The sequence below is a fragment of the Bifidobacterium sp. LCP19S3_E9 genome (genome assembly GCF_052121135.1).
GTDB classification, from domain to species: domain Bacteria; phylum Actinomycetota; class Actinomycetes; order Actinomycetales; family Bifidobacteriaceae; genus Bifidobacterium; species Bifidobacterium thermacidophilum.
Genome location: NZ_JBQKEV010000003.1, coordinates 128,527 through 153,952 on the forward strand (window position 1 = coordinate 128,527; position 25,426 = coordinate 153,952).

Here is a 25,426-nt window from a genome sequence, read left to right on the forward strand (position 1 = left end):
AGACTGCTATAAGACCGGCAATGAAGTCCGGCACGGACACGGAGGCGTTCTCATGGATGAGACACAGCACGACAATACGCGCAACATAAGCGGTGGCACTGAGCCAGCTGCACAGGCGGCTACACCGACCGGCGGCAGGCAGAGCGAGCAGGACGCCGCAAACGTTCGCAACGTACAAGGCGCTCAAGCCGCTCAAGACACTGCGTCGGCTACCGGGGAAACCTCCTCACCAGCTGCTTCGCCAGCCGCAGCACAAGCGGCATCGCCAACCGCTGCGCCCGAATCATTGCCCGGCTCCAAAATCCGCGCATTCGCCATCGGCCAGTTCGGCTGGGCGTTGCTGTCCGGCATCATCTCCAACTGGCTCGTCTACTTCTACCAGCCGGACGCCGAAACCATCCGCCAAGGCCAAACCGTATTCGTACCGCAAGGCCTCGCCGTCCTCGGCATCGTGACCGTCGTCGGCGGCATCACCGCCTTCGCACGATTCTTCGACGCGTTCGTCGACCCGGCAGTCGCCAGCCTGTCCGACCGCTGCCGGTCACCGCGCGGCCGCCGCATGCCGTTCCTGCGCCTCGCCGCGCTACCGCTCGCCATCATCACCGTGCTCGTGTTCTGGAGCCCGATCAACGGCACCAGCTGGCTGAACGCGGCCTTCCTGTTCATCGCCGTCATCGCCTACTACGTGGCGCTCACCTTCTACTGCACGCCATACAACGCGCTGATCGCGGAACTGGGGCATAATTCCAAGCAACAACTCGCCATCTCCACAGCAATCTCATTCACATGGGTAGCGGGAACCGCACTCGCATACGTGGCGCCGGTCATTTGGGGCGCATTCGTGCCCGCAATGGGTCGCGTGCCCGCCATACGACTCACCTTCACGCTGATGGCGATCGTCGCGTTCATCTGCATGCTCGTGCCGCCGCTCGCCATCGACGAAAAACGCTACGTGCGTTCGCAGCCGACCAGCGAATCCACGCTGGAATCGCTGAAGCAGACCTTCGGAGACGTGCAATTCCGCCGTTTCGTAGGGTCTGACGTGATCTACTGGGTTGCGATCACCACGTTCCAGACCGGGTTGCCGTTCTTCGTGACCAGCCTGCTGAAACTGCCTGAATCCGTGACCACCGTGTACTTCGTGCTCATGACCGCGGTATCTGTGCTGTTCTACGTGCCGGTGAACATGCTCGCGAACCGGGTGGGCAAGAAGCGGCTGCTGCTCATCGCGTTCGTGATTTTCACGGTTGCGTTCGCCTTCGCGGGGTTGCTTGGATCCGGCGTGATCAGTGCGATTCCGCCGATGGTGCAGGGCGTGCTGCTGTCGGTGGTCGGTGCGGTGCCGATGGCGGCGTTCGGCATTCTGCCGCAAGCGATTGTCGCGAATATCGCCGATGCCAGCGCGAAGACCACCGGTCAGGACCGTCAGGGCATGTTCTATGCTGCCCGCACCTTCGCCATGAAGATGGGGCAGAGCGTGGCGATGCTGCTGTTCACCGGCGTGAGCACCATCGGTGCGGCGGCCGGGACCGGGTACCGTGTCGCGGCGATCTGCGCGGCCGTGTTGTGCGCAATCGGTGGCTTCATCTTCGCGTTCTACGACGAGCACAAGGTGCTGGCTGTGCTGGAATCGTGAGTGTGGCGGCGGTGTGGATGTGTGCCGCGTTGCCGTTGTGCCGCGTTGCCGTTGTGCCGCTGCGTAGACGTGCCGGTGTGCCGTCATGCTGGATACCCACCCGCCGTGCGACTGTGTGGTTGCACGGCGGGTGGATTGGTTTGGTTGCCGGAGTGATTGGCGGGGTATCTGGCTGTGGTGTGACTGGGCGGTTGCATGGCGGGCTGGTGTGGCCGTGATTCGGCTCGTCGGCCCACTAAGCCCGCCGGACACCGCCCCGCTAAGCCGCCGGCCCGCAACCGCCTCGCCCGCTACGCCGCAATCATCGGCCACAACAGGTCGGTCATCTTCACCGCCCAAGATGCGCTCGTCTCTTCGGTGAGTGCATGGTTCGCCATCATCGAGCCGATGATGGTCGCGAAGATAAAGCCCAGATCCAAACCGTTCCGGAACACTCCCGACTGCTGCCCACGGATGAAGAAGTCGCTGACGTGCTGTTTGACCGGCTGAATCACCTGCGTGACAATCTGCTCGAAATACCCGTTGCTCGCAGACAGCACCACGCCGACGGCTTTCAACCCGATTTCCTCATCGAACTGACTGGTGATGGATTCGAGCATGCGACGCAGATTGCCACGATTCGGCTCGAGATCCGCGGTATCGAGGATGCTCTCGGGCCATTGCATGGTGCGCAGACGATGCAGCATGTCGTCGGTGTTGCGATACCGGCGGTAAATCGTGGTTTTGGCGACTCCACTACGCCGCGCCACTTCCTCGATGGTCACCGCACCGATACCTTGCGACGCCACGATTTGCAATGTCGCTTGCAGGATTTTCCGGTCGGTTTCCTCACGACGCCGTTCGCCGCGCTGCAAATGCGCTTGAATATGCGCTCGCGACTGGGCTCGTTGCGCCGCTCGTTCCGGGGTTTGCGCCGAAGCCACCGCCGTGACGGTCGCCTGTTCCAACGTGGTTGACGCGTCAAGCCGTCTCGATGCTGACGAATTGTCGTCCATGATGTTTCTCTCCCGCTCTCTTCTTACTCTCTGTTCGCTCGTCCACCTACCGCACGCTCCACCGTGCTACCGTCGCGCGAGCTGTCGTACGTTCCACTACGCGACTTGCCGCATGACCTGCTGCGCGAGCCCCACGTACGGATTCGGTCGCCGCACCACCTACTGCGCATCACCTACTGGATGACATTGGTCGCCTCGAGCGTGTGCGCGTACCAGCGGTTGAACCGCATGACCGGCTTGCGGATTACCAGTCCCACAAGCAGCGCCGGGATGATGAACAGCGCTAACTTGCCCATGGCAATCCAATAGTCGTTGTTGTAGATGCCTGCAATCGCCGCTCGCATCGCCATAATCGAATGCGTCGCGGGAAGGAACGGGCTGATCCACGTGATGAAATCAGGCAGCACTTGCAACGGATAGCCTCCGCCTGATCCTGAAATCTGCATCGCCAGCATGATCACGCCGATCGCCTTGCCGACGTTGTAGAAGCTCACGACCATCGCATACATGAAGAACGAGTAGACCAGCGAGCTGAGCCACCCGCTGAGCATGAACAGGAGTGGGTGCACGGCATGCACGCGCAGGAACAATAGCGTGCCGCCGCATGAGAAAGTACTTTGCAGCAGCCCCAGCACCGCGAACACTCCGTAATGCCCGAAGAACAGGACTCTGGGCTTCGGGTCGCCAAGCTCTTTGCGAATACGCGCCGACACTTGCGTCTTGAGGGTCACCGCCATCAGCAGCGCGCCGACCCACAGGGGCAGGAAGGTGTAGAACGGCGTGAGTCCGGTGCCGAAGGTCTCCACAGGGAACAGTGCCTTACGGTTGAGTTTCACCGGTGCCGCAAGCGACGCGGCCAGCGTTTCCGGATTATTGCCGAGCACGCTGCGCACCTCGCTCATATCACCGCTGTTGAGCGCCTGCGCCAGCTTGCTGTTCAAATCATTCAGTTTGGTGCTGTTCTTCTCGAGCAGTTGCGCGGTGGATGTCAGCACGCTGCGCATGTTGGACAGCGCTTTGCCAGCTGTTTTCGACGTGGAATCGAGGTCGCTGAGCGTGGAGTCCAAAGTGTCCGATCCACTGGCGAGCGTGGATGTCACGCTGGAGATCGAATTGTTGATTGATGTGATTTGTGGCTTGATTTCCTTGGTATAGCTGGTTTTCAGACCGCTGATGGACTGCTTGGCTTGTTTGGCGAGTCCGCTGATTTCGGCGCGTTTCGCTTCTGCATCGGTTTTCCCGGTGTCGATGGCGGTCGCCGCGGTATTGATGGCGTTTCGCACTTGGGTTTGCGCGCTGATCGCCGTGTCAAGCTGCTTGACGATGTTGTCGCGGGCGGTGACGAGCCGGTCGTGCGCCGCGGTGTCGGACATGTCGGGCACGGTGATGCCTGCGATGCTGTCCCTGAGCGCTTGGAATTCCGCGATTTGCTGGTCGACAATGCCCGCCTGTCGTTTGAGCCCCGCGGACGCGTCCGATGCACCTGTCCCCGCACTGTCGAGCGTGGAATCGATGGAATCGGCGACGGCCTGATAGCTTGAACTCGAGTTGGTTAACGCCGTGGTCAGGGCTTTCGACGCCGTGTTGAGAGCGCTGGTGATGTCGCTGGTGCCCTGCTTGGTGTCTTTCAGCGAGCTGCTTGCGCTTTTCGCGCTCGCAGAGACGCTGTCCACGAGTTGGTCGGAACTGGAAATCAAGGATTGCGCGGTGTCGGTAAGTCCGGCGAAGGTGTTGAGCATGGATGCGGCGTCGCCCAGTTGCGTCGCCATATCGCCCACATTCGCGTTGAATGTGGTAAGCAGTTTCGACGCCTTTTCGCTGCCAAGTTCATCGGACAGGTCGCTGGCGACGCTCAGCGCGACCGTGGCGATGGTCTGCGCGAAGGTCTGGTTGACTTGCGCAGCCACCTGATCGGCACCCTGTCCGGTGATTTTCGGGGCGACGGCGTTGATTTTCTCGTTCGTGTAGTAGGTGAGTTTCGCATGCTGCACGTCGTCGGAGAAGAACGTCATCATGTCCTTGCTGAAACTGGAGGGGATGACGACGGCCGCATAATATTTGCCGGATTTCGCTCCGTCAATCGCATCGTCCTTGGTGGTGATGGTCCAGTCGAGCTGATCGTTGGCTCGCAGCGCGTTGACCACGCTGTCACCGACAGTGACCTTCACCGGGACAAGGCTGCTCTTATACCCCTTGTCGGTGTTGGCGACGGCGATTTTCAACTGGTTGAGGTTGCCGAACGGGTCCCAAGCGGCGGCGACGTTGAACCAGGTGAACAGGCCGGGGATGACGACAAGCCCGATCACGATGATCACCGAGACAACATTGCTGAACATGCGCCGCATATCACCGGTGAAAAGTTTCCATGCTGTTTTCACTGTTTTCATGCGGAATGCCTTCCTATGCGGCTCGGGCGGCTGTCCTGTTCATCGAGCAGGATCTGCTGAATCGCCTCTTCGTCAAGATTGCCTAGGCGCGTCTGCCGTTCGATGTTGTCTTTGATGAGTTCGATGGTCATAAGGAACCCCATGATGAGCAGAATCCAAATCAGCCAGATGACCATGGCGTTGACCTTGCTGCTCGGCGTGAGAATGGACAGCACAACGGCGAGAATCACCGGCACGGCGATACCCGTGATGAGTGCGGCGCGCTTGAGTTTCGGGTACAGCATGGTGAAGCGGGCGGCTCTGCGTTCGATGCGCTCGCGGTACTCGTCCCGTCCTGCCAGTGCGCGGATGATTTGTGTCAGACCATACGTGCGGCCAGGCATCTCCATCTTCTCGCTGATGACCATGTCGCCTTCCTCAAGTTCGCGCGTGAACAGGCGGTTGAGATTGGCGGTTTTCGGTCGCAACCACAGGCCGAGAATGAAGAACGCGACGGCAAAGATCATGAGTTTGGCAATGTCGTCGAGCCATTGACCGTCATAGAAGCCGGCGATGCATTCGCGTAGTGCGCCGATCGCGTAGGTGAACGGGAACAGTTGGTATACCTTGCGGAAGAAGCTCGGCATCATCTCAATGGGGTACAAGCCGGTTCCGCCCGGAATCTGCACCATAACCAAGGCGATGGCGATGCCTTTGCCAATGTGGAGGAAGGTAGTGGCCAGCGCGTAGATGATGCTGTGGTAGACGAGCGCGACGATGATGCCGGTGCCTGCGAACGCGAACGGATTGACCGCCTGCACGCCGAGCAGCATTTCACCGACTGTCGTGGTGACGCCTTGTCCTGCGGCGAGGATGGCGAGCAGCAGCCATCGGCCCCAATAGCGTTCTCCCGGGGTGATGTTTTCGATGCCGTCGTCATCGGCTTCAGTGCGCAGAATCACGGTGAGCGCGAAAGCTCCCACCCATAGGGCCAACGCGGTGAACAGGGGCGCCATCGCGGAACCGTATGAATTCACCGGGAAGAGGGTTTTTGTGGAGAGCACGGTGGGGGAGAGCATGAAGTCGGAAATCTTCTTGGCGTCAAGCTTGCCGTTCTCCCCGAGAATGTTGCTCAGCGCGTTGGATGTGCTCAGCGCGGTCAGATCCGTGGCCAGGGTGTCAACCTTGCTCTGCACACGGTCAAGGCTGTCGCCGGCGCTGCTGATGGCGCTGCGCGTGCTTGCTGCGGACTGGTCCAGCTGGTCGAGCACGGTGTTGACCTGCGCGACCAGTGAATCCTGCCCGGTGACCAGGGCGCTCAGGGTTGCGCTGGTCGAGGCGAGGCTGCTCAGCCCGCTGTTGAGCTTTGGCAGTGCCTTCGTGTTGATGGTGTTGCGGGCTTTGTCGGTTGATTGCAGCGTGTTCTGCGTGGCGTCGTTGAGCGATTGTGATGCCGTAGTGCCGGCGGTGACCGTGTCGTTGATGTCGCGGTTCAGATTGTTCAAATCGCTGATGGAACCTTGCAGATTGTCGTTCTGCTGCTGGAGGCGTTTGAGCGCCGCAGTGCCGGCGTCGGTGGCGATACCAGCGTTGCCGAGTTCGGTGTTGAGCTCCGTCAGTTCGGTGATGATGGTGGCGTTCGTGTCGCTGACGTTCTGGGCGGCGTCGAGCGCGGTCTGGACCGAGCCGTTCGCCTTGGTCAGCGCCGTGCCGAGGGCGGCGACGGTGAGGCTGGTCTGCGAACTGGCTTGTGACAGCAGGCTTGAGCTGGTGTCAAGCGCGGTTGAGGATTCCGATGTGAAGGTGTTGATGCTGGTCTGCGCGGTTTTCAGTAGTTGCGAGGTGCCTGTCAGTCCGTTGCCGGCTTGGGCCACCAGCTGGGTTGCGGTGTTTAAGGACGCGCGTGCTGCCGCCGTTTTCGTGGGTACCTGCGCGAGTGTCGTGTCAAGGTCGGTCATGGTCTGGCGTATGGTCGCCAGGTTGTTGGATGTGGTCCTGAGATCTTTGGCCGCGCTCCCGCCTGCGGTGGACGCCTGGTCGTCGATGGTGTCGGCGGTCTTGTTGACGATATTGACAATCGCCTTGCTCGCCGTGGATACGAAATTGCTGTTGATCTGCTGGTCAAGTGTATTGGCGCCGGTGTCGGTGACTTTGGTGGCCACGGAGTTGGCTTTTTCGTTGATGTAATAGCTCAGTCTGGGCCGGTCACCGCTGCCGGTGACCACGTTGACGAGCGAATCGCTGAAATCGGACGGGATGATAATCGCCGCATAACAGCGCTCGGATTCGACGCTTTCCAAGGCGTCGCTCTCATTCATGAACGTCCAGCCGATCTGCTTGTTTTTCTTCAGCTCGGCCACGACCTGCTTGCCTGCGTTCAAATCGCCGGTCAGCGTGCTGGTGGTGCCTTTGTCTTTGTTGGCAACGGCGACCTTGATGCCGTTGGTGTTGTTGTACGGGTTCCAGAAACCGCGCACGTTGAACCACGCGTACATCGGTGGGATGAAGCACAAGCCGAAAGCAATCACCCAAGCAGTGGGGGCTTTGATCCAGCGCAGCAGATCGCGGCGCAGGATTTTTAACGCATTCCTCATATGGCGGCCCCTTGCTTGTTTGACGTGCATACCTTAATGGTAAAAGCGATACGCGACACGTAGCGCTACGAGATAAGTAGCGTAACGGCAGGCGTGGAAGAGTTTGCTGCCGGATTGAGGCTTCTGCGCGTGTCGTGCCGGTGTGTCTAGATATGCATATGCTGCGTCCGGCTCTGGGGCTGATGATTTGTTCCGGGGTGGGTTCGGTGGGGCTGATTCGAGGATTGGACTCCGAAATCGGATTTGGTCCGAGAAAAACACTTGAATCAATGTGCGCCTGGCTGTGCGACCGGTCGATTATAATCAACGAACCGCGGTATTCCGCTGTTTCCGGCTGTGTGCGGGCGGCGATTGTCTGTCGCAGGCGCCGCCGTCTTGGACTGATTCGGGGATTCGGGTGCGAGATTGGGTTTGGTCCGGCTTCGGGGCCGTGGCCGGTTTGGCGGCTGGCTGGTCATGGTCTGGGAACCGCGGGATTCCGCCGTTTCTGGATTGACGCGGATTGTGCCAGCCTGCCGGACCGCCTGTTTCCGTAGACTGATTCGGGAATCGGACGCTGAAATCGGATTCGGGTCGAGGAGAACACTGGGATCGATGTGTGCCCGGCCGTGCGACTGATCGGCGATAATCAAAGAACCTTGGTATTCCGCCGTTTTCGGCTGGGTACGGTTTACGGGCGCATGCTGCGACGGACGGTCGTACGGACTGGATCGGGAATCAAACGTTGAAACCCGATCCAGTCCACGACGGGAGTGCGACAGATGTTGATGCATCTGAGCCTCGGTATCGCAGCGAAGGTTGGCGGCTTGAGAACTGCCGCAGCCGTGTGGATTTGCAGTCGCTGAAATCGCATAGTCGTGCGGTCTATGCAGACATGCAGATTGCACAGTCATGCAAATCATGCAGCCGCGCAAATCATGCAGCTGCGGCGCGCAATCGAGTGGCCCCACGCAGCCGTGTATTCCAAGGAATCGCGTGGCTCGCATAGCCCGACCGCTCACTTGCGGCCGCCCGCTCACTCACATGCTGCCGGTGTCGTTGAAAATGCCGCTTCCGCCGAGTCCGAGTCCAAGGCTGCTGTCGTCGCTGGACGAGCTTGAGCCGTCGCTTTCGGATCCGCTGCTTGATCCGCTGCTCGACCCGGACTCGGATTCGTTCGAGCTGCCCGGCATCATGCGCCCGTAGCCGTACGGCTGCACGATTTGCTGCTGCCGACTGGGCGTGGTCGTGCGCATGATGAATCCGCCCGCAACGCCGCCGATTAGTCCGCAGATTAGTGCTGCCACGGCCGCGAACACGATAGTGCCGGTGTTGAGACTGGCGAAAAAGGCGCGGATTTTTGACGGCTTTTTCGGCTTCTTCTGGGTACCCGTCGGTGCGGGATACGCTCCGGGAACCCCATACGGTGACTGATATTGCGGTTGCTGTACGTAGGGCTGTTGCGCGTACGGCTGGGATGCATACCCGTACGGCGATGCTTGCGGCGGGGTTTGCGTCTGACCTGCACCGGCTGCTTGACCGGCCCTAGCCGCTTGGCCGGCGCCGCTCACTTGTCCGTTCTGCTCTGGCGCTGGTGATGGCTGATGAGGCTGTCCGCCCGGAGCCTGCCGCGCCTGTGCCGAGGCTTTGGCGACGGCATCTGCCGGTTGCGCCTCGCCGCGATGCGTGGCGGCCCAGTTCCAGGAAACCCCGTCGATGTCCGGGGCTTCTGCGGTGTCGCCGTTCGCTGTAACATCGGTATTCGTCGTCTTGCTATTGGACGCTTCGCCTGCGGGCACATTCCCGACGGATGCCTTGCCGCCGTTGGTTTCCCCGCCTGTTACAGATGCCTTCGCGTCGGTGATTGGCTGTGTCCGCTGCACGTCCTGAATCTGCTGGGTTTCCTGCGTGTCTTGGTTCCGCCGGTCTTGCGGATTCTGCTGATCTGCACTCATGTTATGCTCCCTTCAATGTCGGTTCGCTGTCCTCGCCGTGCCGCGGTAGTTGCGGCTTGTCGCGGACCGCCGAGCCATGTTGCCCGGCTTCCTTATTGATTTCAGCTAACCTCATCAACCCTTGGATGCGCTGCCAATCGGCGTATGAGCATCTCAAAAGTCGCACACGGTGGTCTGCCAAAATCATGGATGGAACCTGAAAGCGCGAGATCACCAGAGCCGGCGGTACGCTCTGCGAAACCAGTGTGCGCACCGATACGAACTGTCTATGCTAAAGCGGTTGTCAGCGTAGCTGGTTCGTGGAGTAATTAGACAACGCGCGCATCTGACGATGGACGGTGGCGCGAGTTCCCGAAATTCCGCACTCGGCCTCCAACGATGTCCGTCGGATTAGCGCCGCATGCTGCTGGTTCTTCACTTCCGTTTCTCTGGCTCCGGTTTCGCGCGCGGTCTCAGATTGTCGGCTCTATATCTGCGATTTCGGGTCACCCGTTCCACGCCACGATGTTCTAGGTCTCTGATGCTTTCGAAGCTCGACTCCCGGTAGCCGCCGACCGAGTGCCAAAGAAATCTCTGAGTCTTGAAATCTGAAAATCTTTCGACTCCGTCTTGATTTCGCGAGATGTTGAGCGCTAAGTCTGAAAATCTCGTGTCCGATGCGTGATTGAGAGAGATATTGAGATTGTCGCGCGTCGTCGTCGACATGACGGAATCAGGAAAAGCGCGGAATATCAACGATTCTTGGGCTGGCGGTGTTAGCCGCACACGTTGGAAAGTCTGTAAAAATCGCGGATTTCGTCTCTGCGGAGAGTTGTTTAGAGATTTTTCTGAAAATCTCTGTTCGCCGGCCGATTTTGCAAGATATTGAGAATTCCGCGTCTGTCTGGCTGGTCGCGCATGCATCGCACGGTAAGGACCGGGATGATGTTACTTTAGAAACAGTTACAACAACTAGGTACGCTGGCAACAGATGCATCGTGGCGACGCAGGTCCTTGCGGATTTCGGTTGGACGATCGTCTGGATAGGAGCAGCATATGGCAGGAACTGACAACGCCGGTCTTCAAATGGCGGGCGCGGATGGGGCGTCGTTGGTGAGCGGCTCCGACAACACTGCAAACGTATGTGACGCCGCCGGCAAGGGCGATGATGGAGTAGTTGCTGACAACGCCCCCAGCTCGACCGGCACTCCTGCAACCGCCGCCCCTGCAACCCTGTCCGCGGTATCCGACGCCATCGCCGCGCTCACAATCTCCGACGCGACCCGCGAGGCGACAGCCAACCAATTGAGCGCCGACGAGGAATCATCCTCCCTGCTTGACGACGGCAAACACACGCTCCCGTTCATCACCCGCCTCTACGGCGGCTTGGTCATGCTGCTCGGCGTGTGCACCATCCCGCTGATTATCTACGAACTCACGTATGGAATCCGCCAGGTTCTTGATGGCAAAGTCACAATCGACGCGCTCGCTTTGCCGTTCATTCTCTCCTGCGTCGAAGTGGTGGTGCTGATCGCCAACGCCGCGTGCATGGCGGTGTTCGGCGTGCAACTGTTGCGCAGCCACCGCCGGCATGCCGCCCGGTGGGCGTACGCGCTGATGCCGCTCACGCTCGCGCATGGCATGCTGTCGCTTGCACTGGAAGGTTTCGGCACGAATCTACTCGGACCGTTCGTGCAGATGACCATCCTGGTCGCCTTGTCGGTCACGCTTGATCCGACACTGCTCCAGGAACGCCAACTGCAGTGGCATCTCAAACGCATGGATGAGCATGACGCGTACAACAGGGCCGTCCAAGCGGATATGCTCGGACGCGACCAGAGCGGCAAGGGCTATATTTCCCTTGACTATTTTAATATTTTCTGGCTGTTCGTTGTCGGTTGCGTGGTGGGGCTGATTATCGAGACCATCTACCATTTCGTGCTCGTGCATGAATACCAGGACCGCGCGGGGCTGCTGTGGGGGCCGTTTTCCCCGATTTACGGCTGCGGCGCGGTGATTTTGACGGTGTGCCTGAACCGGTTGTGGCGTAAGAATCCGGTGCTGATTTTCTTCGCGAGCGCGGTGATCGGCGGCGCGTTTGAATTCTTCGTCAGCTGGTTCATGGAGGCGGCGTTCGGCATCACCGCGTGGGATTACACCGGTCAATGGCTGTCGATTGGCGGTCGTACGTCTGGTAAGTACATGGTGTTCTGGGGTTTGCTCGGGCTCGCGTGGATCAAGTTCGTGCTGCCGTATCTGTTGCGCCTGATCAATAGGATTCCGTGGAAGATTAGGTATTCGTTGACTGCGGTGTGCACGGTGTTGATGCTGGTTGACATCGTGATGACGCTGATGGCGCTGGACTGCTGGTACAGCCGCGTTTCTGGCGTGCCACAGAATGCCCCGGTCACGCAGTTCTTCGCCGAGCATTTCAATGACTCGTATATGCAGCATCGGTTCCAGACCATGACCATCGACCCGTCGAAGTCCGGCCGTATGGCGTAGCAGTCGCGTATTGCGGAGCTGTACCGGTATGCGCGGGCGTGCACCGCGCATCTGCCGGTCGCCCGGCTCACGGTCGCGATAAGCGAGGCACCCGTGAACCAGGCCAAATCAGCGGTTGCGTGTGGCGGAATCCTCCGAACCCTAGAAATCCCAATCGTCGTCGTCGGTTTCCTCGGCCTTGCCCATCACGTAGGACGAGCCCGAACCGGAGAAGAAATCGTGGTTCTCGTTCGCCGAAGGTGACAGCGCAGCCAGGATTTCCGGGCTCACCTGGGTTTCCTCGGCGGTGAAGCGTGTGGAGTAGCCGAGGTTCATGAGTGCCTTGTTCGCGTTATATCGCACGAACGCAAGCACATCGGGCAGGAAGTCGAAGCCCGCGTACACGTCCTTGGAATACTCGATTTCCAGCTCGTACAGGCGGTCGAGCAGGTCCATCGTGAAGTCGTGCAACATCTGCTGGTCGTCGGCGCTGCGGGTCTCAAGTCCGCGCTGGAACTTGTAGCCTGAATAATACCCATGAATCGCCTTGTCTCGAAGGATGAGACGAATCATATCGGCGGTGTTCATCATGGTGCCGCGAGCCGCGAAATACAACGGCAGATAGAAGCCCGCGTACAGCAGCAGCGACGAGAGCAGTGTGGCGGCGACCTTGCGTTTGAGCGGGTCGTCGCTCTCATACTGTTCGAGCACGGTGTCGACGCGCTCCTGCAGGATGTCGTTGCCCACGGCCCAACGGTACGCTTCATCAATCTGCTCGCTGGAGCACAACGTGGAGAAGATTGACGAGTACGAACGCGCGTGAATGGACTGCATGAACGCGATATTCGTGTACACGGCCTGCTCGTGTTCGGTGCGCGCATGCTCGATCTGGCAGATTTCGCCGATGGTGGCCTGCGTGGTATCGAGTAGCGTCAGGCCCGTGAACACGCGCACGGTGGTGGTACGTTCGCGCTCGCTCAGCGCTCGCCAGTCGGGCACGTCGTTCGACAGCGGCACTTTCTCGGGCAGCCAGAAGTTGGCGACGAGGCGGTTCCACACCTCGAGGTCCTTGTCGTCCGTGATGCGGTTCCAGTTAATCGGCCGTACGCGCGAACCGTGATGGTAGCGGTATTGCGCCGGGGTGATGGACGCGGTCATCATCGCGTCATCGGCGATGCGGACAGTGCGGGGTGCGGTGGGGGTGGTGGTCATGATGTTCCTTCGGTCGGTTCAATGGTTCATTGGTTCATGGGACAAGGATTGGCGGAATGACGCCGCTCACAGCATGCAGCTGACGCAGCCTTCGACGTCGGTGCCTTCGAGCGCCTGCTGGCGGATGCGGATGTAATACAGCGTCTTGATGCCCTTGCGCCATGCGTAGATCTGCGCCTTGTTGAGATCACGCGTCGTGGCGGTATCAGGGAAGAACAGCGTGAGCGACAGGCCTTGGTCCACGTGCTTCGTGGCTTCGGCGTAGGTGTCGATGATCGCCTTCCAGCCGATGGTGTACGCGTCCTCGAACATGTCGAGATTCTCGTTGGTCATGTAGGGCGCCGGGTAATACACGCGGCCCGTTTTTCCTTCCTTGCGGATTTCGATGCGCGCGGCGATCGGGTGAATCGAGCTCGTGGAATGGTTGATGTACGAAATCGACCCGGTCGGCGGCACGGCCTGCAAGTAGGCGTTGTAGATGCCGTCGCGCAGCACTTGGGCTTGCAACTCGCGCCAATCGTCGGCTGAAGGGATGGCCACGCCGAAACGATTGAACAGGTCGCGTACGGTGTCGGTCCGAGGTTCGGTGTGGTATGTGCCGTCGATGTATTTGTCGAAATAGTTGCCTTCGCCGGTCGGTTTGGCATATGCGCTGTCGTCGAACCCAGCGAAACGGGTACCGCGTTCGGCGGCGATCGCATGCGAGGTGCGGTATGCGTGGTAGGCGACCGTCATGAAATACATATCCGTGAAATCAAGCGCTTCATCACTGCCGTACCGCAGGCCTTCGCGGCCGAGGAACCCGTGCAGGTTCATCTGTCCCAGGCCGATCGCGTGGCTTTCCTCGTTGCCGCGCCGGATGGACGGCACACAATCCAGTCGCGTATGGTCGCTGACCGAGGTGAGCGCGCGGACGGCGGTTTCGACGCTCGCAACAAGACCCCCGTCCATCGCCTTCGCGATATTGAGCGACCCCAGATTGCAGGAGATATCACGGCCCACATGCTCGTAGCCGAGGTCCTCGCGGTAGGTGCTCGGCTCCTGCACCTGCAGGATTTCGGAGCACAGGTTGCTCATGGTCACGCGGCCCTTGAGAGGGTTCGCGCGGTTGACGGTGTCCTCGAACAGCATGTACGGGTAGCCGGATTCGAATTGCAATTCGGCGAGCGTCATGAAGAATTCGCGCGCGTCGATGTACGTCTTGCGGATACGGTCATCGGCCAGCATCTCGTCATAGTGTTCCGTGACCGAAATATCGGCGAATGGTACACCATAGACACGCTCTACATCGTACGGACTGAACAGGGCCATGCGTTCGCGGCGTTTGGCCAGCTCGAAGGTGATGTCCGGAATCACCACGCCGAGGGCCAGCGATTTGATGCGGATCTTCTCATCTGCGTTCTCGCGCTTGGTGTCGAGGAAGCGCATGATATCAGGGTGATGCGCGTTGAGATACACCGCGCCGGCCCCCTGGCGCGCCCCCAGCTGGTTCGCGTAGCTGAACGAGTCCTCGAGCAGTTTCATGACCGGAACCACGCCGCTTGACTGGTGTTCGATGCGCTTGATCGGGGCGCCCGCCTCACGCAGATTCGTCAGCAGGAGTGCTACGCCGCCGCCGCGCTTGGACAGTTGCAACGCCGCGTTGATACCGCGCGAAATCGACTCCATATTGTCTTCGATACGCAGCAGGAAGCAGCTCACCGCCTCGCCGCGCTGCGCTTTGCCAAGATTCAGGAAGGTCGGCGTGGCGGGCTGGTAGCGGCCGGAAATGATGGCGTCCGCGTACTCGATCGCACGCTGCTCGTCACCGTCCGCAAGCTCCAGAGCGACGGCGGCACAACGCTGTGGGAAATCCTCCAGATACTGCGAGCCGTCAAACGTCTTGAGCGCGTAGGATGCGTAGAACTTGAACGCGCCGAGGAAGGTCTCGAACGTGAATCCCTGATGTTCTACATGGTCGTAGAAGTTGTCCAGAAAATCGTCCGAATACTGGTCAAAGACGCGACGGTCGTAATATCCCTGATCCAGCAGGTAGGCGAGGCGCTCGCGGGTGGAGACGAACCGCATGGTGCGCGGCTCGACCTGGTCTTGCATATACGCGTCAACGGCCTGATGGTCGGCATCGAAGCGGATGCGGCCGTTGTCGTCGTATAGGTTGAGCATCGCGTTGAGGGCGTGATAGTCGGGAGCCGCCTGCGGAATGGTGAATTGGGGCGAAGTGGCGGTTGCGGTCATGGTTGGCCTTTCTGGTTGGTGCGGCGATTGTGGATGAGGTGGGGGAGATGAGTGATGGTGGGGATGGTTGATTGGTTGCGGAGCTTTCAAGGGTTTCAGTCGGGCCGGTCGGTTTCGGCCGCCGCGAGCCGCAGAAAGAAGCCGCGCAGCCCCTCGCGGACCTTGCGCATGTCCTCGGGTGTGCCGGTCAGTTCGAAGGAATACAGGAACGGCACGTGGCATTTCGCGGCGATCACGTCACCCGCCGCGCAGAACGCATCGCCGAAATTCGTGTTGCCGGACGCGATGACTCCGCGCAGTAGTCGGCGGTTGCCGCGGTCGTTGAGAAAACGGCGAACCTGCGGCGGCAGGGCTTTCGAAATGTCGCCACCGCCGTATGTCGGCACGACGATCACGAACGGTTCGTGGACAACCAGCGGGGCGCTCTTCGGGCGCAGCGGGATGCGATACACGTTGAGCCCGGCTTCGGGCAGATGGCAGTTCTTGATGAATCTCGCGGTGTTTTCCGACGCGGAGGAGAAGTACACGACCGCGCCGATGTGGGTGTCGATTGCTGCGGATTCAGGCTCGCTGGGGCTTGGCGTGCCGGGCGCTGGAGGGTTGGAATTCGGAGAGCCTGGTTCTGGGACGCCGGGTGTCGTGCTGCCGGGTGCCGCGACGCTGGAACCCAAGTCGCCCATCATGCGTGCGGTTGCGTCGGTCATGCTCGGTTCCCGTCGGTCGCCAGGGCGGATTGCGTGTCTGCGTTTGCGTTTGCGGTCGCGGTCGTGTCTGCGGTCGCGAGCGCTCCAGCGAGCTGGTCGATGAGGTCCGGCCGGTATCCCGACCACGCGGCATCCGGCGTAATCACGACGGGCGCTTGGCGGTATCCGGCCTGGACAAGCTGCGTCAGCGTCGCGGGGTTCTCGCTCAAATCGACGGTTTCGAAGGTGATCCCGCGGTCGCGCAGGCGGCGTTTGGTCGCCTCGCACTGTTGGCATTGCGGTTTGGTGAACACGGTGATGGTCAACTGTCCTCCTTGGTCGAAAGCGTCATGACGGAAGCTGTCGTGGCGGTGTCGGAACTGTTACGCTACACGACTGGGCAGGAACAAAAAACCACCATCACTAGTGGCGTGTCGAGCGTGTCGCCACTATATCTAGTGATTTCCATAAGTTGCTCATCATAGTCGGGAGAACGATTCCGGGGTGTGCGCGTTCTGGGCGGCGACGATGCCGGCCGGCAACCGAAATGTGAGGTATCCGACAAATCCGTGATTCAGACTTGACATGTCCGTGTGCACGAGTGCGGATATCGCGGGTGCATCTCGTGTTTGCTGCCGTCAGGGCAATCCGCGGTACTGCTCAGGGCGTATTCGTGGAACGCAGTGGGCACTCCGCCCAAGGCTCGCGATAGACTGACAGCTGATGTACGCGGCGAACAGCCGCGCCTGCGAATGAACGCGTATGAACGTGTCATCGAACCTGTCATCGGACTTGGGAAAGGTAACGTAATGGCCGTAGAAGCTACAGCAAATATCGGCGTCGTCGGACTGGCGGCAATGGGCTCCAACCTCGCCCGCAACCTGGCGCATCACGGGAACACCGTCGCCGTGTACAACCGGCATTACGAGCGTACGGAAAAGCTCATCAACGAGCACGGCACTGAAGGCAAGTTCGTGCCCGCGAAAACCGTTGAGGAGTTCGTCGCCTCGCTCAAGCGTCCGCGCACCGCGATCATCATGGTCAAAGCGGGCGGCCCGACCGACGCGGTGATCAACGAACTCGCCGACGCCATGGAACCGGGCGACATCATCGTCGACGGAGGTAACTCCTACTTCGAGGACACCATCCGCCGCGAGAAGGAGATTCGCGCTCGCGGTCTTCACTTCGTCGGCTGCGGCGTGTCCGGCGGCGAGGAAGGCGCGCTCAACGGCCCGTCCCTTATGCCCGGCGGCACCGAGGAATCCTGGAAGACTCTCGGACCGATCCTCAAGTCCATCGCGGCTGTCGCCGAAGACGAACCGTGCGTTACGCATATCGGCGAGAACGGCGCGGGCCACTTCGTCAAGATGGTCCACAACGGCATCGAATACGCGGACATGCAGCTCATCGCGGAAAGCTACGATCTCATGCACCGCGGGCTCGGCATGGATGCCGCCGAGATCGGTGACGTGTTTGAAGAGTGGAACAAGACCGAGCTGAATTCGTATTTGATTGAAATCACCGCCGAAGTGCTGCATCAGGTGGATGCCAAGACCGGCAAGGCGCTGGTGGACGTGATTGTTGACCATGCGGGCATGAAGGGCACCGGCACGTGGACCGTGCAGACCGCGCTGTCGCTGGCGATTCCGGTGACCGGCATCGCCGAAGCGGTGTTCGCGCGTGGCCTGTCCGGCATGGCCGAGCAGCGTGCCGAAGCACAGAAGCAGCATCTTGCCGGCCCCGAGCAGAAGCTTGATGTCGCGCCGGCCGAACGTGCCGCGTTCATCGAGGATATCCGCCACGCGCTGTACGCCTCGAAGATCGTCGCCTACGCGCAGGGCTTCGATGAGATTCAGGCCGGTGCCAAGGAGTACGGCTGGAATATCGATCTTGCTGCGGTGGCGCGCATCTGGCGTGGCGGCTGCATCATTCGCGCGCAGTTCCTCAACCGCGTGGCCGAGGCCTTCGAATCCGGCGAAGCGAACGTGTCGCTGCTGTTCGCCTCGTATTTCAAGGATGCAATCGCCAAGGCGCAGGATTCTTGGCGTCGCGTGGTCGCCCAGGCTGCGCTGAACGGCATGCCGACCCCGGCGTTCGCCAGCTCGCTGTCCTACTACGACGGCCTGCGTTCCGACCGTCTGCCCGCCGCTCTGATCCAGGGCCAGCGCGACTACTTCGGCGCGCACACCTATGGCCGCATCGACCAGCCCGGCGCCTTCCACACGTTGTGGGCCGAGCCGGGCCGTCCTGAAATCACTGCGTGATTTCAGGACGACTGCGACAGCCCGGTGGGCTGTCGCAAGGCTCGGCTGCGGTGCGCTGTATTGCGCACCGCTGTAAGCGTTGGGTCCGGCCGTAGGTCGGTCAATAATTGCAGGGCCGGAGGCGAACCGCATCGGCCCTTGTAAATCAGATGCCTCCAAACTGGTTACGCTGACGACTCTCTCAGCGTAACCAGTTTGTGTAATTGGGGGCCTCGTGGATATCGGCGGCTGTGTTGTCTTGATGTCGTTTCTGCCTGCTGAACGTTGGCTGGCCCGGGAGTTTATGCTGATAGTCCTTGTCGTGCCCTAATCTCCCAGATTCTGCGGGAGTTTATGCTGATTTAGGCAATTCGCCGCTAAACTCCCGTGCCGGACGCGGGAGTTTACGAGAATCCGGCATTTTCATGCATGATTTCCCAACAAGAACGTTGGAATTCCGCGATTCTCAAAAATTGGCCTCAAAGCCGTTTTTGGGAGAACTCCGCCGGATTCATGCTTTCGCGCTAAACTCCCGTGCGCATCCGGGAGTTTGCTGCCCTCGAGACGATTCATAACAGAACTCCCGCATCGGTCTCGGTCATTCGCCCATATGCATCCCGTTCCAGTACAGGGCGCTCGATGTCCAGCAGCCAATCTCAATAATCCCAATATTTTTCGGTTCCGCTCTCTCGCATCTGAACGCCATCCGACGGACTATTGCAGATTCCGCGCCCATGCCGTCGCAAACGCATATCCCGAAATCGTTGGAATTCCGCGGTTTTTATAGAATCGGTCGCGCAGGCGACCATCCCGATTCCTCAATTTCTTCAGGAATCTGTCTTTTCCGCCGAGTTTTCCAGACTGAAATCTGAAAAACTCGTGATTTGCGCCTTCTGAATCGAGATGTTGAATCCTTTACAAACCGGCTTCGCTCGTAGCCTTCAGCGTAGCCGGTTTGTAAGCAAGCGCCTTACAGTTGCGCAGCCGCGTCGGGGGTGGTGAACCAGACGAGCTCGTCGGTGGCGTCTGCGAAGGATGACGGCCAGGCGGGATCATTGCGTGTGGCGAACACGTGGGCGAGCGCGTCGGCTTTTCCGGCGCCGGCGGTCAGGAACCACATGCGGCGCGTCTGGGCGAGCAGCGGCGCGGTCATGCTCAGGCGCAGCGGCGGCATCTTGGGGGAGTGGTTCACGCCGACGACCAGTCGGTCTGCGATGGACACCTCGGCATGCCCGGGGAACAGCGACGCGTAATGGCCGTCCGGTCCCATGCCCATCACGGCGATATCCATCACCGGTACGGCGCCCAGTTCGCGAACCAGTTCGCGCTCGTATGCGCATGCCGCCTGATCAAGCAGCGCGTCGGTCGTCGCGTCGTCTGCTGCTGCGATATCCGTAGCATTGCGCGTATCTGCGGCCATCTCATGGATGTTGGACTCAGGGAGCCGCCCATCGGCGACCAGCCGGTCGAGCAGCATGCGGCGGGCCTGCAGCGCGTTGCGGTCGTCATCATCGGTGGCGACGAATCGTTCGTCCGCCCACCACAGGTGCACGCGCGTCCAGTCGATGGTGTCGGTCAGTGGGTTGGATGCCATGTATTCCAACGCTTTGATGGTGTCTGAGCCGCCGGTGAGCGCCACATCGACACGGTTGCGGGTTTTGCCGCCGTCGAGTCGTTCGCCGAGTACATCGGCGATGGCGAGCAGCAGCCGTTGCGCCCCCGCTTGGGCGACTGCATCTTTGGTCGGATATACCACGAGTGTGCGTTGAGCCATGATTCCTCCTGATTCCGCGTGCCTCATACCAACGGTTGCGTTCGGCGGGCATGTTTTCAATCTTCTTGCCAGCATAGTCGCAGCGCGGTAACCGGGCGGGATGCGTAACTGTCTGCGTGGGGCCGTCTGCGTTGACTGGTTGCGGACGCCTGTGCGATTGACTCTGCATGACCTTTTACGCAGCCGCCTGCGTCGTACAAGACTTCCTGATGCCCCTGCCAAGTCGAGCTCGTGAAATCAATCTTCAGATTCGGCCTGTCGCAACAACTTAAGCGGTTATGCTGGGAATGCGAAAATTGCGCACACATCAACTTGACGATGTGTGGCCAGCACCAGCACATCAAAGGAGAACCACATGCTGCCCGAACAGATCCATGGCATCACCTTCGCACCCTTCGCCCGCCGCGGTGAACTTGCCACTGATGAAGCCCGCGAAAGTCTACGCGTCATGAAGGAACGCACCGGCGCCAACATGGTCGTGTTCGTGCCGCTCGGCGCCCAGGAGCACCCGCAAAGCCAGCACATCGACTACACCACGGACGCCACGATGTCCGACACCGAGCTCATTGACATGATGCGCCTCGCCCGCAGCCTCGGCATGGCTGTCGGTCTCAAACCCACGGTGAACTGCACCGACGGCACGTGGCGCGCCTACATCAGCTTCTTCGAAGAGGATGTGGTGTGCGAGCCGAAGTGGAGCGTATGGTTCGCACAGTATGAAGCGTTTCAGCGGCACTATGCGCAACTCGCCCAGCGGGAGGGTGTCGACCTGTTCATTCCCGGCTGCGAAATGGTGATGAGCGAGCATCGCGAACGGCAGTGGCGGCAGGTCATCGCCGCCGTGCGTGACTGCTATGACGGCCCGGTGAGCTACAACACCGACAAATACCAAGAGCACAACGTGCGCTGGTGGGATGCGTGTGACATGATTTCGGCGAGCGGCTACTACCCGATCGAGGATTGGCCGCGGCAGCTCGACCGCATCGAACAGGTGGTGAAGCGCTTCAACAAGCTGTTCTTCTTCGCGGAAGCCGGCTGCATGTCCACCGCCGGTTCGCAGCATATCCCCAACAGCTGGACGCTCGAAGGCCCGGTCAACCTGCAAGCGCAGGCGGACTGGTATCGCAGCCTGTTCGACGCGATGGCCTCGCGCGACTGGATCCGCGGCTGCGTGCTGTGGAGCTGGCCGCCGGTCCTGTACAGCGCCGACGCTGCAGCCTCCGACCGCTACTACGAGTTCTACAACAAACCCGCCGAATCCGTAATCCGCGAGGCGTTCGCCCGCTGAATCACTGTGGGTGCGTCGCGGGCGCGTCATGATGATGTATGTCCTGATTGCGTCCTGACGGCATGATGCTTGCGTCCCGACAGCGTCCCGATGACATGATGATTGCGCCCAAGCATCGTCCGTGCGGCGTTTCGATTGCGTCTCAGAAGCATGAGCGTCGCCACTCGCCCAGCACCCCCAACGCCGGTTCCCCAACACCGTCCCAACATGCCAGCACCAACAACGCCCGGCTGTGCAGCGCCGATCGGGAAGCAATTCCCAGTCGGCGCCGCTCAGCCGGGCGTCGCGTTATCGTGAATAACCCGATGACCGGATGACCGGTATTTCGTCCCAGCATCCAGGTCGGGGCCGCCAATCCGCCTGGCTCAGTGCGAAATCAGATCCCAGCCCTTGTTGATGACATCCGCATAGACCTCATCGGGGTCCATGCGACGCAGCTCCTCGGTCAGGCAGTCTTCGAGCGTGCGCACCGGCACGCTGATCGGCTGCGGGGTCTGCCCGGGGACGCTGATGATCGACTGATCCTCGTGCGGGCGTTCCAGCGACAGCACGCCGCCGTCCTCGCGGGTCAGATACACGCCGGTGACCGCCTCAGCATGCTCGTCGGCTTCGAAATCAACCGGCACGTTGAGCTTGAGCCGCAGCCATGCGCGCAGCAGATCCGCTGGCAGGAAATCGCTCGGCGCGGTGACGCGGGCGTGCACAATCGGGATGTGCGGCGGCTGGTCGACCATGGAGGCGAGCATGGCGCGCCACACGGTCAGGCGTGTCCACGACAGGTCCACATCTTGGGCGGACCAGTTGCGACGGAGCCGTTCGATCGTGGCTTCCGGGTTGCTGGAACGCATCGCGTCGGTGATACGGCTCGACGCCATGGCGCCCAACAGGTCCTTCGACGGGTTGGACGGCGGATTCGTCGGCCACCAGGCCACGACCGGCGCATCCGGCACGAGCAGCGGGATGACCAGCGTGTCGAGATGGTCGACCAGGCCGTTGCGCGGGCGAAGCACAATCACCTCGCCGGCGCCGGCGTCCGCGCCGAATCGTACTTGCGCGTCGAGATTGGATTCGTCGGCCGCGTTTTCGCTCTCGGAGGTCGCTTCGCCCTCTCCGGAAACGATGGTGGCGTGCGTGTTCGGCACAATCGCAATCACACGGCAGGGATGCTCACGGCTCGCCGCATTCGCGACTTCCAGCGAGTTCTCAAGCTCGGCGTCGTCGGTACGGATCAGCAGCGTGAGCACGCGCCCGGTCGCCGACTCGCCGCGCTCCTCATGCAGTTCGTCGATTTTCGCGGAGATTTCGCGGGTTCGTGTATTAGGCAGGTCGATAATCATGGCATCCTCCAATGGCGGCCGTCGCGGGCCAGCATCTCATCGGCTTCCGCTGGGCCCCATGTGCCGGAACGATAGGGCTGCGGCTGCCCGAGCGTCGACCAGAACTGTTCGATCGGGTCGAGGATTTTCCAGCTCAGATCCACTTCCTCGGTGGTCGGGAACAGCGGCGGATCGCCGAGCAGCACGTCAAGAATCAGGCGCTCGTAGGCTTCCGGGGAACTTTCAGTGAAGGAACGGCCATAGCTGAAGTCCATGGACACGTCGCGCACTTCCATCGCGGAGCCGCCGGGGACTTTCGCGCCGAACCGCATGGTCACGCCCTCATCCGGCTGCACGCGAATCACGACCGCATTGCTGCCGAGCTCGCGGACCGCGGTCTGCTCGAACGGCAGGTGCGGGGCGCGCTTGAACACGACGGCGATTTCGGTGACGCGCTTGCCCAGACGCTTGCCGGTGCGCAGGTAGAACGGGACGCCGGCCCAACGACGGGTGTCCACGTCAAGACGAATCGCCGCATACGTTTCGGTGGTGCTTGACTTGTCGATGCCTTTTTCGTCCAGATAACCGACCACTTCGTGCGAACCCTGCCAGCCGCGGGCGTACTGGCCGCGGGCGGTGTGGGCGCGCAAGTCCTTCGGTAGGCGGACGGCGGACAGCACCTTGGTCTTCTCGGCCGTCAGATCCTGTGCGGAGAAGCTCACCGGCTCCTCCATCGCGGTGAGCGCCATGAGCTGCAGCAGATGGTTCTGGATGATGTCACGAGCGGCGCCGATGCCGTCATAATAGCCGGCGCGGCCGCCGATGCCGATATCTTCGGCCATCGTAATCTGCACGTGGTCCACGTAGTTCGAATTCCAGATCGGCTCGTACATCTCGTTCGCGAATCGCAGCGCGAGAATATTCTGCACGGTTTCCTTGCCGAGATAATGGTCGATGCGGAACACCGAGCTTGGGTCGAAAACCTCGGACACCACGCGGTCAAGCTCGCGGGCGCTTTCCAGGTCATGGCCGAACGGCTTCTCGATGATCACGCGGCGCCACGCGCCTTCGGTGGAGCGTGACAGGCCGGATGCGGCGAGTTGCTTGGATACCAGCGGGAACGCGCGCGGCGGCACCGACATGTAGAAAGCGTGATTGCCTTGCGTGCCGCGGTCTCGGTCAAGCTCCTGCACAGTGTTGCTCAGCCGTTCGAACGCCGCGGGGTCATCAAAGGTGCCCTGTACGAAGCGGATGCCCTTGGCAAGGTTCTCCCACGTGGATTCCTTGAACGGGGTGCGGCAACGGGCCTTGACTGCCTGTTTGACGAATTCGATGAAATGTTCGTTGGTCCAGTCGCGGCGGGCGAAGCCGGTCAGGCCGAAGCTCGGCGGCAGCAGACCGCGATTTGCCAGATCATAGACGGCTGGCAGGAGCTTCTTCTGAGCCAAATCACCGGTCACGCCGAAAATCACCAGACTGCACGGGCCGGCGATGCGCGGAAGACGCAGGTCGCGCGGGTCGCGCAGCGGGTTGGTCCAGGTTGGTGTGTTACTCATAATGGCCATCATACGTGTGGGGGAGGTGTTTGGTTTCGGGCCGTCCGCGCTGCGAGGCTGATTTCACGACTGGCGTATCGCGCCAAACAGGCCGGTTGTGGGGCGGCGGCGAGATATCACTCTGTTGTCGTGACTGCCCGATCGCACGGCTGTCAGATGGCGGTCGGATATCACCGGGTCGCGGCTCTGCCATCAGGCTATATGCCCAGCATGCGACTGCCGCGTCGCACACACAACGGCCGGGTATCGTACGCCATCCACCCGCCGCCGTCCGTCTGCCGCCCGTCGAATGTCTCAACCGTGCCCGACGATTGGAGTATGGAGACTCATCACCGCGTTGCGGTGCTGTGTGCGCTGCCGCAGGAAGCTGAACCCATCATCGAGGGCTTGCATGGAATCGAGCGCCGCCGCCGGTACGGCACCGATTTGGTCACCGGACAGTTCGGCGAGGTGTCTGTCGTCGTGTGCGTGGGCGGTATGGGGAAGGTCGCCGCAGGTGCCGCCGCCCAAATGCTGATCTGCGAATATCATCCGGATGCCTTGATATTCAGCGGTATTGCGGGCAGTCTCAACCCGTTGCTGGAGGTCGGGGATATCGTGGTCGGCGGTTCGCTGGTGTACTTGGAGACCAACAACGACATCATCGCCGAATGCGACCCCTTCCTGCACACGTATGCGTCCGATGGCCGTCTTTCCGCGCTCGCCTGCCAGGTTCTGGACGAACAGGGGTATCGTCGCGCGCCGTCATTGACACAGATGGACGATACCGCCGCTGCTACCACCGCCGATGATGCCGCCGATAACACCGCCACCGACAACGGTGCCGGCCGCCGGTACACGCTCGGCATGATTGCGACCAGTGACCGGTTCAACACCGATCCCGACGTACTCGAGCGCACCCGCCGCGTCTGGCATGGCGACTGCGAGGAGATGGAAGGCGCGGCGGCCGCCCACGTGTGCGCCAAGAACCGCGTGCCCTTCCTAGCCGTACGCGCGATGAGCAACCGTTGCGGCGAGGCGTACGAAGACCTCAACCGTCACCAGTCGGACATGACCCTCGCCGCCCAAAACGCCGCGGCGGCGGTCCTGGCGGTTCTAGCGGCCCTATGAGCGGCACAAATCCGCCGCGAA

Annotated in this window: 16 protein-coding genes; 5 read left to right on the top strand and 11 right to left on the bottom strand. The window is 60.8% G+C overall.

From position 1 onward, the window contains the following. Nucleotides 1-52 precede the first annotated feature (52 nt). The gene (locus ACTQYB_RS02465) at nucleotides 53-1,636 is read left to right on the top strand and encodes an MFS transporter (protein WP_441481771.1); all 1,584 of its coding nucleotides are present in this window, start codon (nucleotides 53-55) and stop codon (nucleotides 1,634-1,636) included. Between the two features lie 290 nt (nucleotides 1,637-1,926). Here the strand turns inward: ACTQYB_RS02465 and ACTQYB_RS02470 are convergent, their stop codons facing one another. The 4 genes from ACTQYB_RS02470 to ACTQYB_RS02485 form a co-directional block, all read right to left on the bottom strand. Then, the gene (locus tag ACTQYB_RS02470; protein WP_441481772.1) at nucleotides 1,927-2,631 is read right to left on the bottom strand and encodes a TetR/AcrR family transcriptional regulator; all 705 of its coding nucleotides are present in this window, start codon (nucleotides 2,629-2,631) and stop codon (nucleotides 1,927-1,929) included. A gap of 173 nt (nucleotides 2,632-2,804) precedes the next feature. Further along, nucleotides 2,805-5,009 (bottom strand): YhgE/Pip family protein, encoded by a 2,205-nt coding sequence (locus tag ACTQYB_RS02475; RefSeq protein ID WP_441481813.1) that lies wholly within the window; start codon nucleotides 5,007-5,009, stop codon nucleotides 2,805-2,807. Nucleotides 5,010-5,014: 5 nt separating this feature from the next. After that, nucleotides 5,015-7,591, bottom strand: coding sequence for a YhgE/Pip family protein (locus ACTQYB_RS02480; RefSeq protein WP_441481773.1), 2,577 nt, complete (start codon nucleotides 7,589-7,591; stop codon nucleotides 5,015-5,017). 1,019 nt (nucleotides 7,592-8,610) lie between these two features. Beyond that, nucleotides 8,611-9,525 carry a hypothetical protein gene (locus ACTQYB_RS02485; protein WP_441481774.1) on the bottom strand — a complete coding sequence of 305 codons (915 nt, stop codon included), beginning with the start codon at nucleotides 9,523-9,525 and terminating at the stop codon, nucleotides 8,611-8,613. A 1,035-nt stretch (nucleotides 9,526-10,560) separates the two neighbouring features. Here ACTQYB_RS02485 and ACTQYB_RS02490 point away from each other — a divergent pair. After that, nucleotides 10,561-12,009 carry a putative ABC transporter permease gene (locus ACTQYB_RS02490; RefSeq protein ID WP_441481775.1) on the top strand — a complete coding sequence of 483 codons (1,449 nt, stop codon included), beginning with the start codon at nucleotides 10,561-10,563 and terminating at the stop codon, nucleotides 12,007-12,009. A 141-nt stretch (nucleotides 12,010-12,150) separates the two neighbouring features. On the opposite strand, the gene nrdF is transcribed toward ACTQYB_RS02490, so the two are convergent. The 4 genes from nrdF to ACTQYB_RS02510 all read right to left on the bottom strand — a co-directional run bounded on the left by nrdF (nucleotide 12,151) and on the right by ACTQYB_RS02510 (nucleotide 16,444). Beyond that, on the bottom strand, nucleotides 12,151-13,146 hold the full coding sequence (gene nrdF / locus ACTQYB_RS02495; RefSeq protein WP_044098634.1) for a class 1b ribonucleoside-diphosphate reductase subunit beta: 996 nt from the start codon (nucleotides 13,144-13,146) through the stop codon (nucleotides 12,151-12,153). A 120-nt stretch (nucleotides 13,147-13,266) separates the two neighbouring features. Continuing rightward, nucleotides 13,267-15,435, bottom strand: a complete 2,169-nt coding sequence (nrdE, locus tag ACTQYB_RS02500) for a class 1b ribonucleoside-diphosphate reductase subunit alpha (protein WP_441481776.1) — start codon at nucleotides 15,433-15,435, stop codon at nucleotides 13,267-13,269. 95 nt (nucleotides 15,436-15,530) lie between these two features. Further along, the gene (nrdI, locus tag ACTQYB_RS02505; RefSeq protein WP_441481814.1) at nucleotides 15,531-16,115 is read right to left on the bottom strand and encodes a class Ib ribonucleoside-diphosphate reductase assembly flavoprotein NrdI; all 585 of its coding nucleotides are present in this window, start codon (nucleotides 16,113-16,115) and stop codon (nucleotides 15,531-15,533) included. A gap of 20 nt (nucleotides 16,116-16,135) precedes the next feature. Continuing rightward, entirely contained in the window at nucleotides 16,136-16,444 is a 309-nt protein-coding gene (locus ACTQYB_RS02510; protein ID WP_441481777.1) for a glutaredoxin domain-containing protein, read from the bottom strand. Between the two features lie 483 nt (nucleotides 16,445-16,927). On the opposite strand from ACTQYB_RS02510, the gene gndA reads away from it, so the two are divergent. Then, nucleotides 16,928-18,382, top strand: a complete 1,455-nt coding sequence (gene gndA, locus ACTQYB_RS02515; protein WP_441481778.1) for an NADP-dependent phosphogluconate dehydrogenase — start codon at nucleotides 16,928-16,930, stop codon at nucleotides 18,380-18,382. Between the two features lie 949 nt (nucleotides 18,383-19,331). Here gndA and pgl read toward each other — a convergent pair. Beyond that, nucleotides 19,332-20,135, bottom strand: a complete 804-nt coding sequence (gene pgl / locus ACTQYB_RS02520; RefSeq protein WP_441481779.1) for a 6-phosphogluconolactonase — start codon at nucleotides 20,133-20,135, stop codon at nucleotides 19,332-19,334. 355 nt (nucleotides 20,136-20,490) lie between these two features. Between pgl and ACTQYB_RS02525 the strand changes: the two genes are divergently transcribed. Further along, nucleotides 20,491-21,423, top strand: coding sequence for a glycoside hydrolase family 113 (locus tag ACTQYB_RS02525; RefSeq protein ID WP_441481780.1), 933 nt, complete (start codon nucleotides 20,491-20,493; stop codon nucleotides 21,421-21,423). A gap of 365 nt (nucleotides 21,424-21,788) precedes the next feature. On the opposite strand, the gene ACTQYB_RS02530 is transcribed toward ACTQYB_RS02525, so the two are convergent. Both ACTQYB_RS02530 and zwf read right to left on the bottom strand, forming a co-directional pair. Next, nucleotides 21,789-22,760 carry a glucose-6-phosphate dehydrogenase assembly protein OpcA gene (locus ACTQYB_RS02530; protein WP_441481781.1) on the bottom strand — a complete coding sequence of 324 codons (972 nt, stop codon included), beginning with the start codon at nucleotides 22,758-22,760 and terminating at the stop codon, nucleotides 21,789-21,791. Further along, entirely contained in the window at nucleotides 22,757-24,295 is a 1,539-nt protein-coding gene (gene zwf, locus ACTQYB_RS02535) for a glucose-6-phosphate dehydrogenase (RefSeq protein ID WP_026503532.1), read from the bottom strand. Before zwf ends, ACTQYB_RS02530 begins: the two co-directional genes overlap by 4 nt. 318 nt (nucleotides 24,296-24,613) lie before the next feature. Between zwf and ACTQYB_RS02540 the strand changes: the two genes are divergently transcribed. Continuing rightward, nucleotides 24,614-25,405 (top strand): 5'-methylthioadenosine/S-adenosylhomocysteine nucleosidase, encoded by a 792-nt coding sequence (locus ACTQYB_RS02540; RefSeq protein ID WP_441481782.1) that lies wholly within the window; start codon nucleotides 24,614-24,616, stop codon nucleotides 25,403-25,405. Nucleotides 25,406-25,426: the final 21 nt, after the last annotated feature.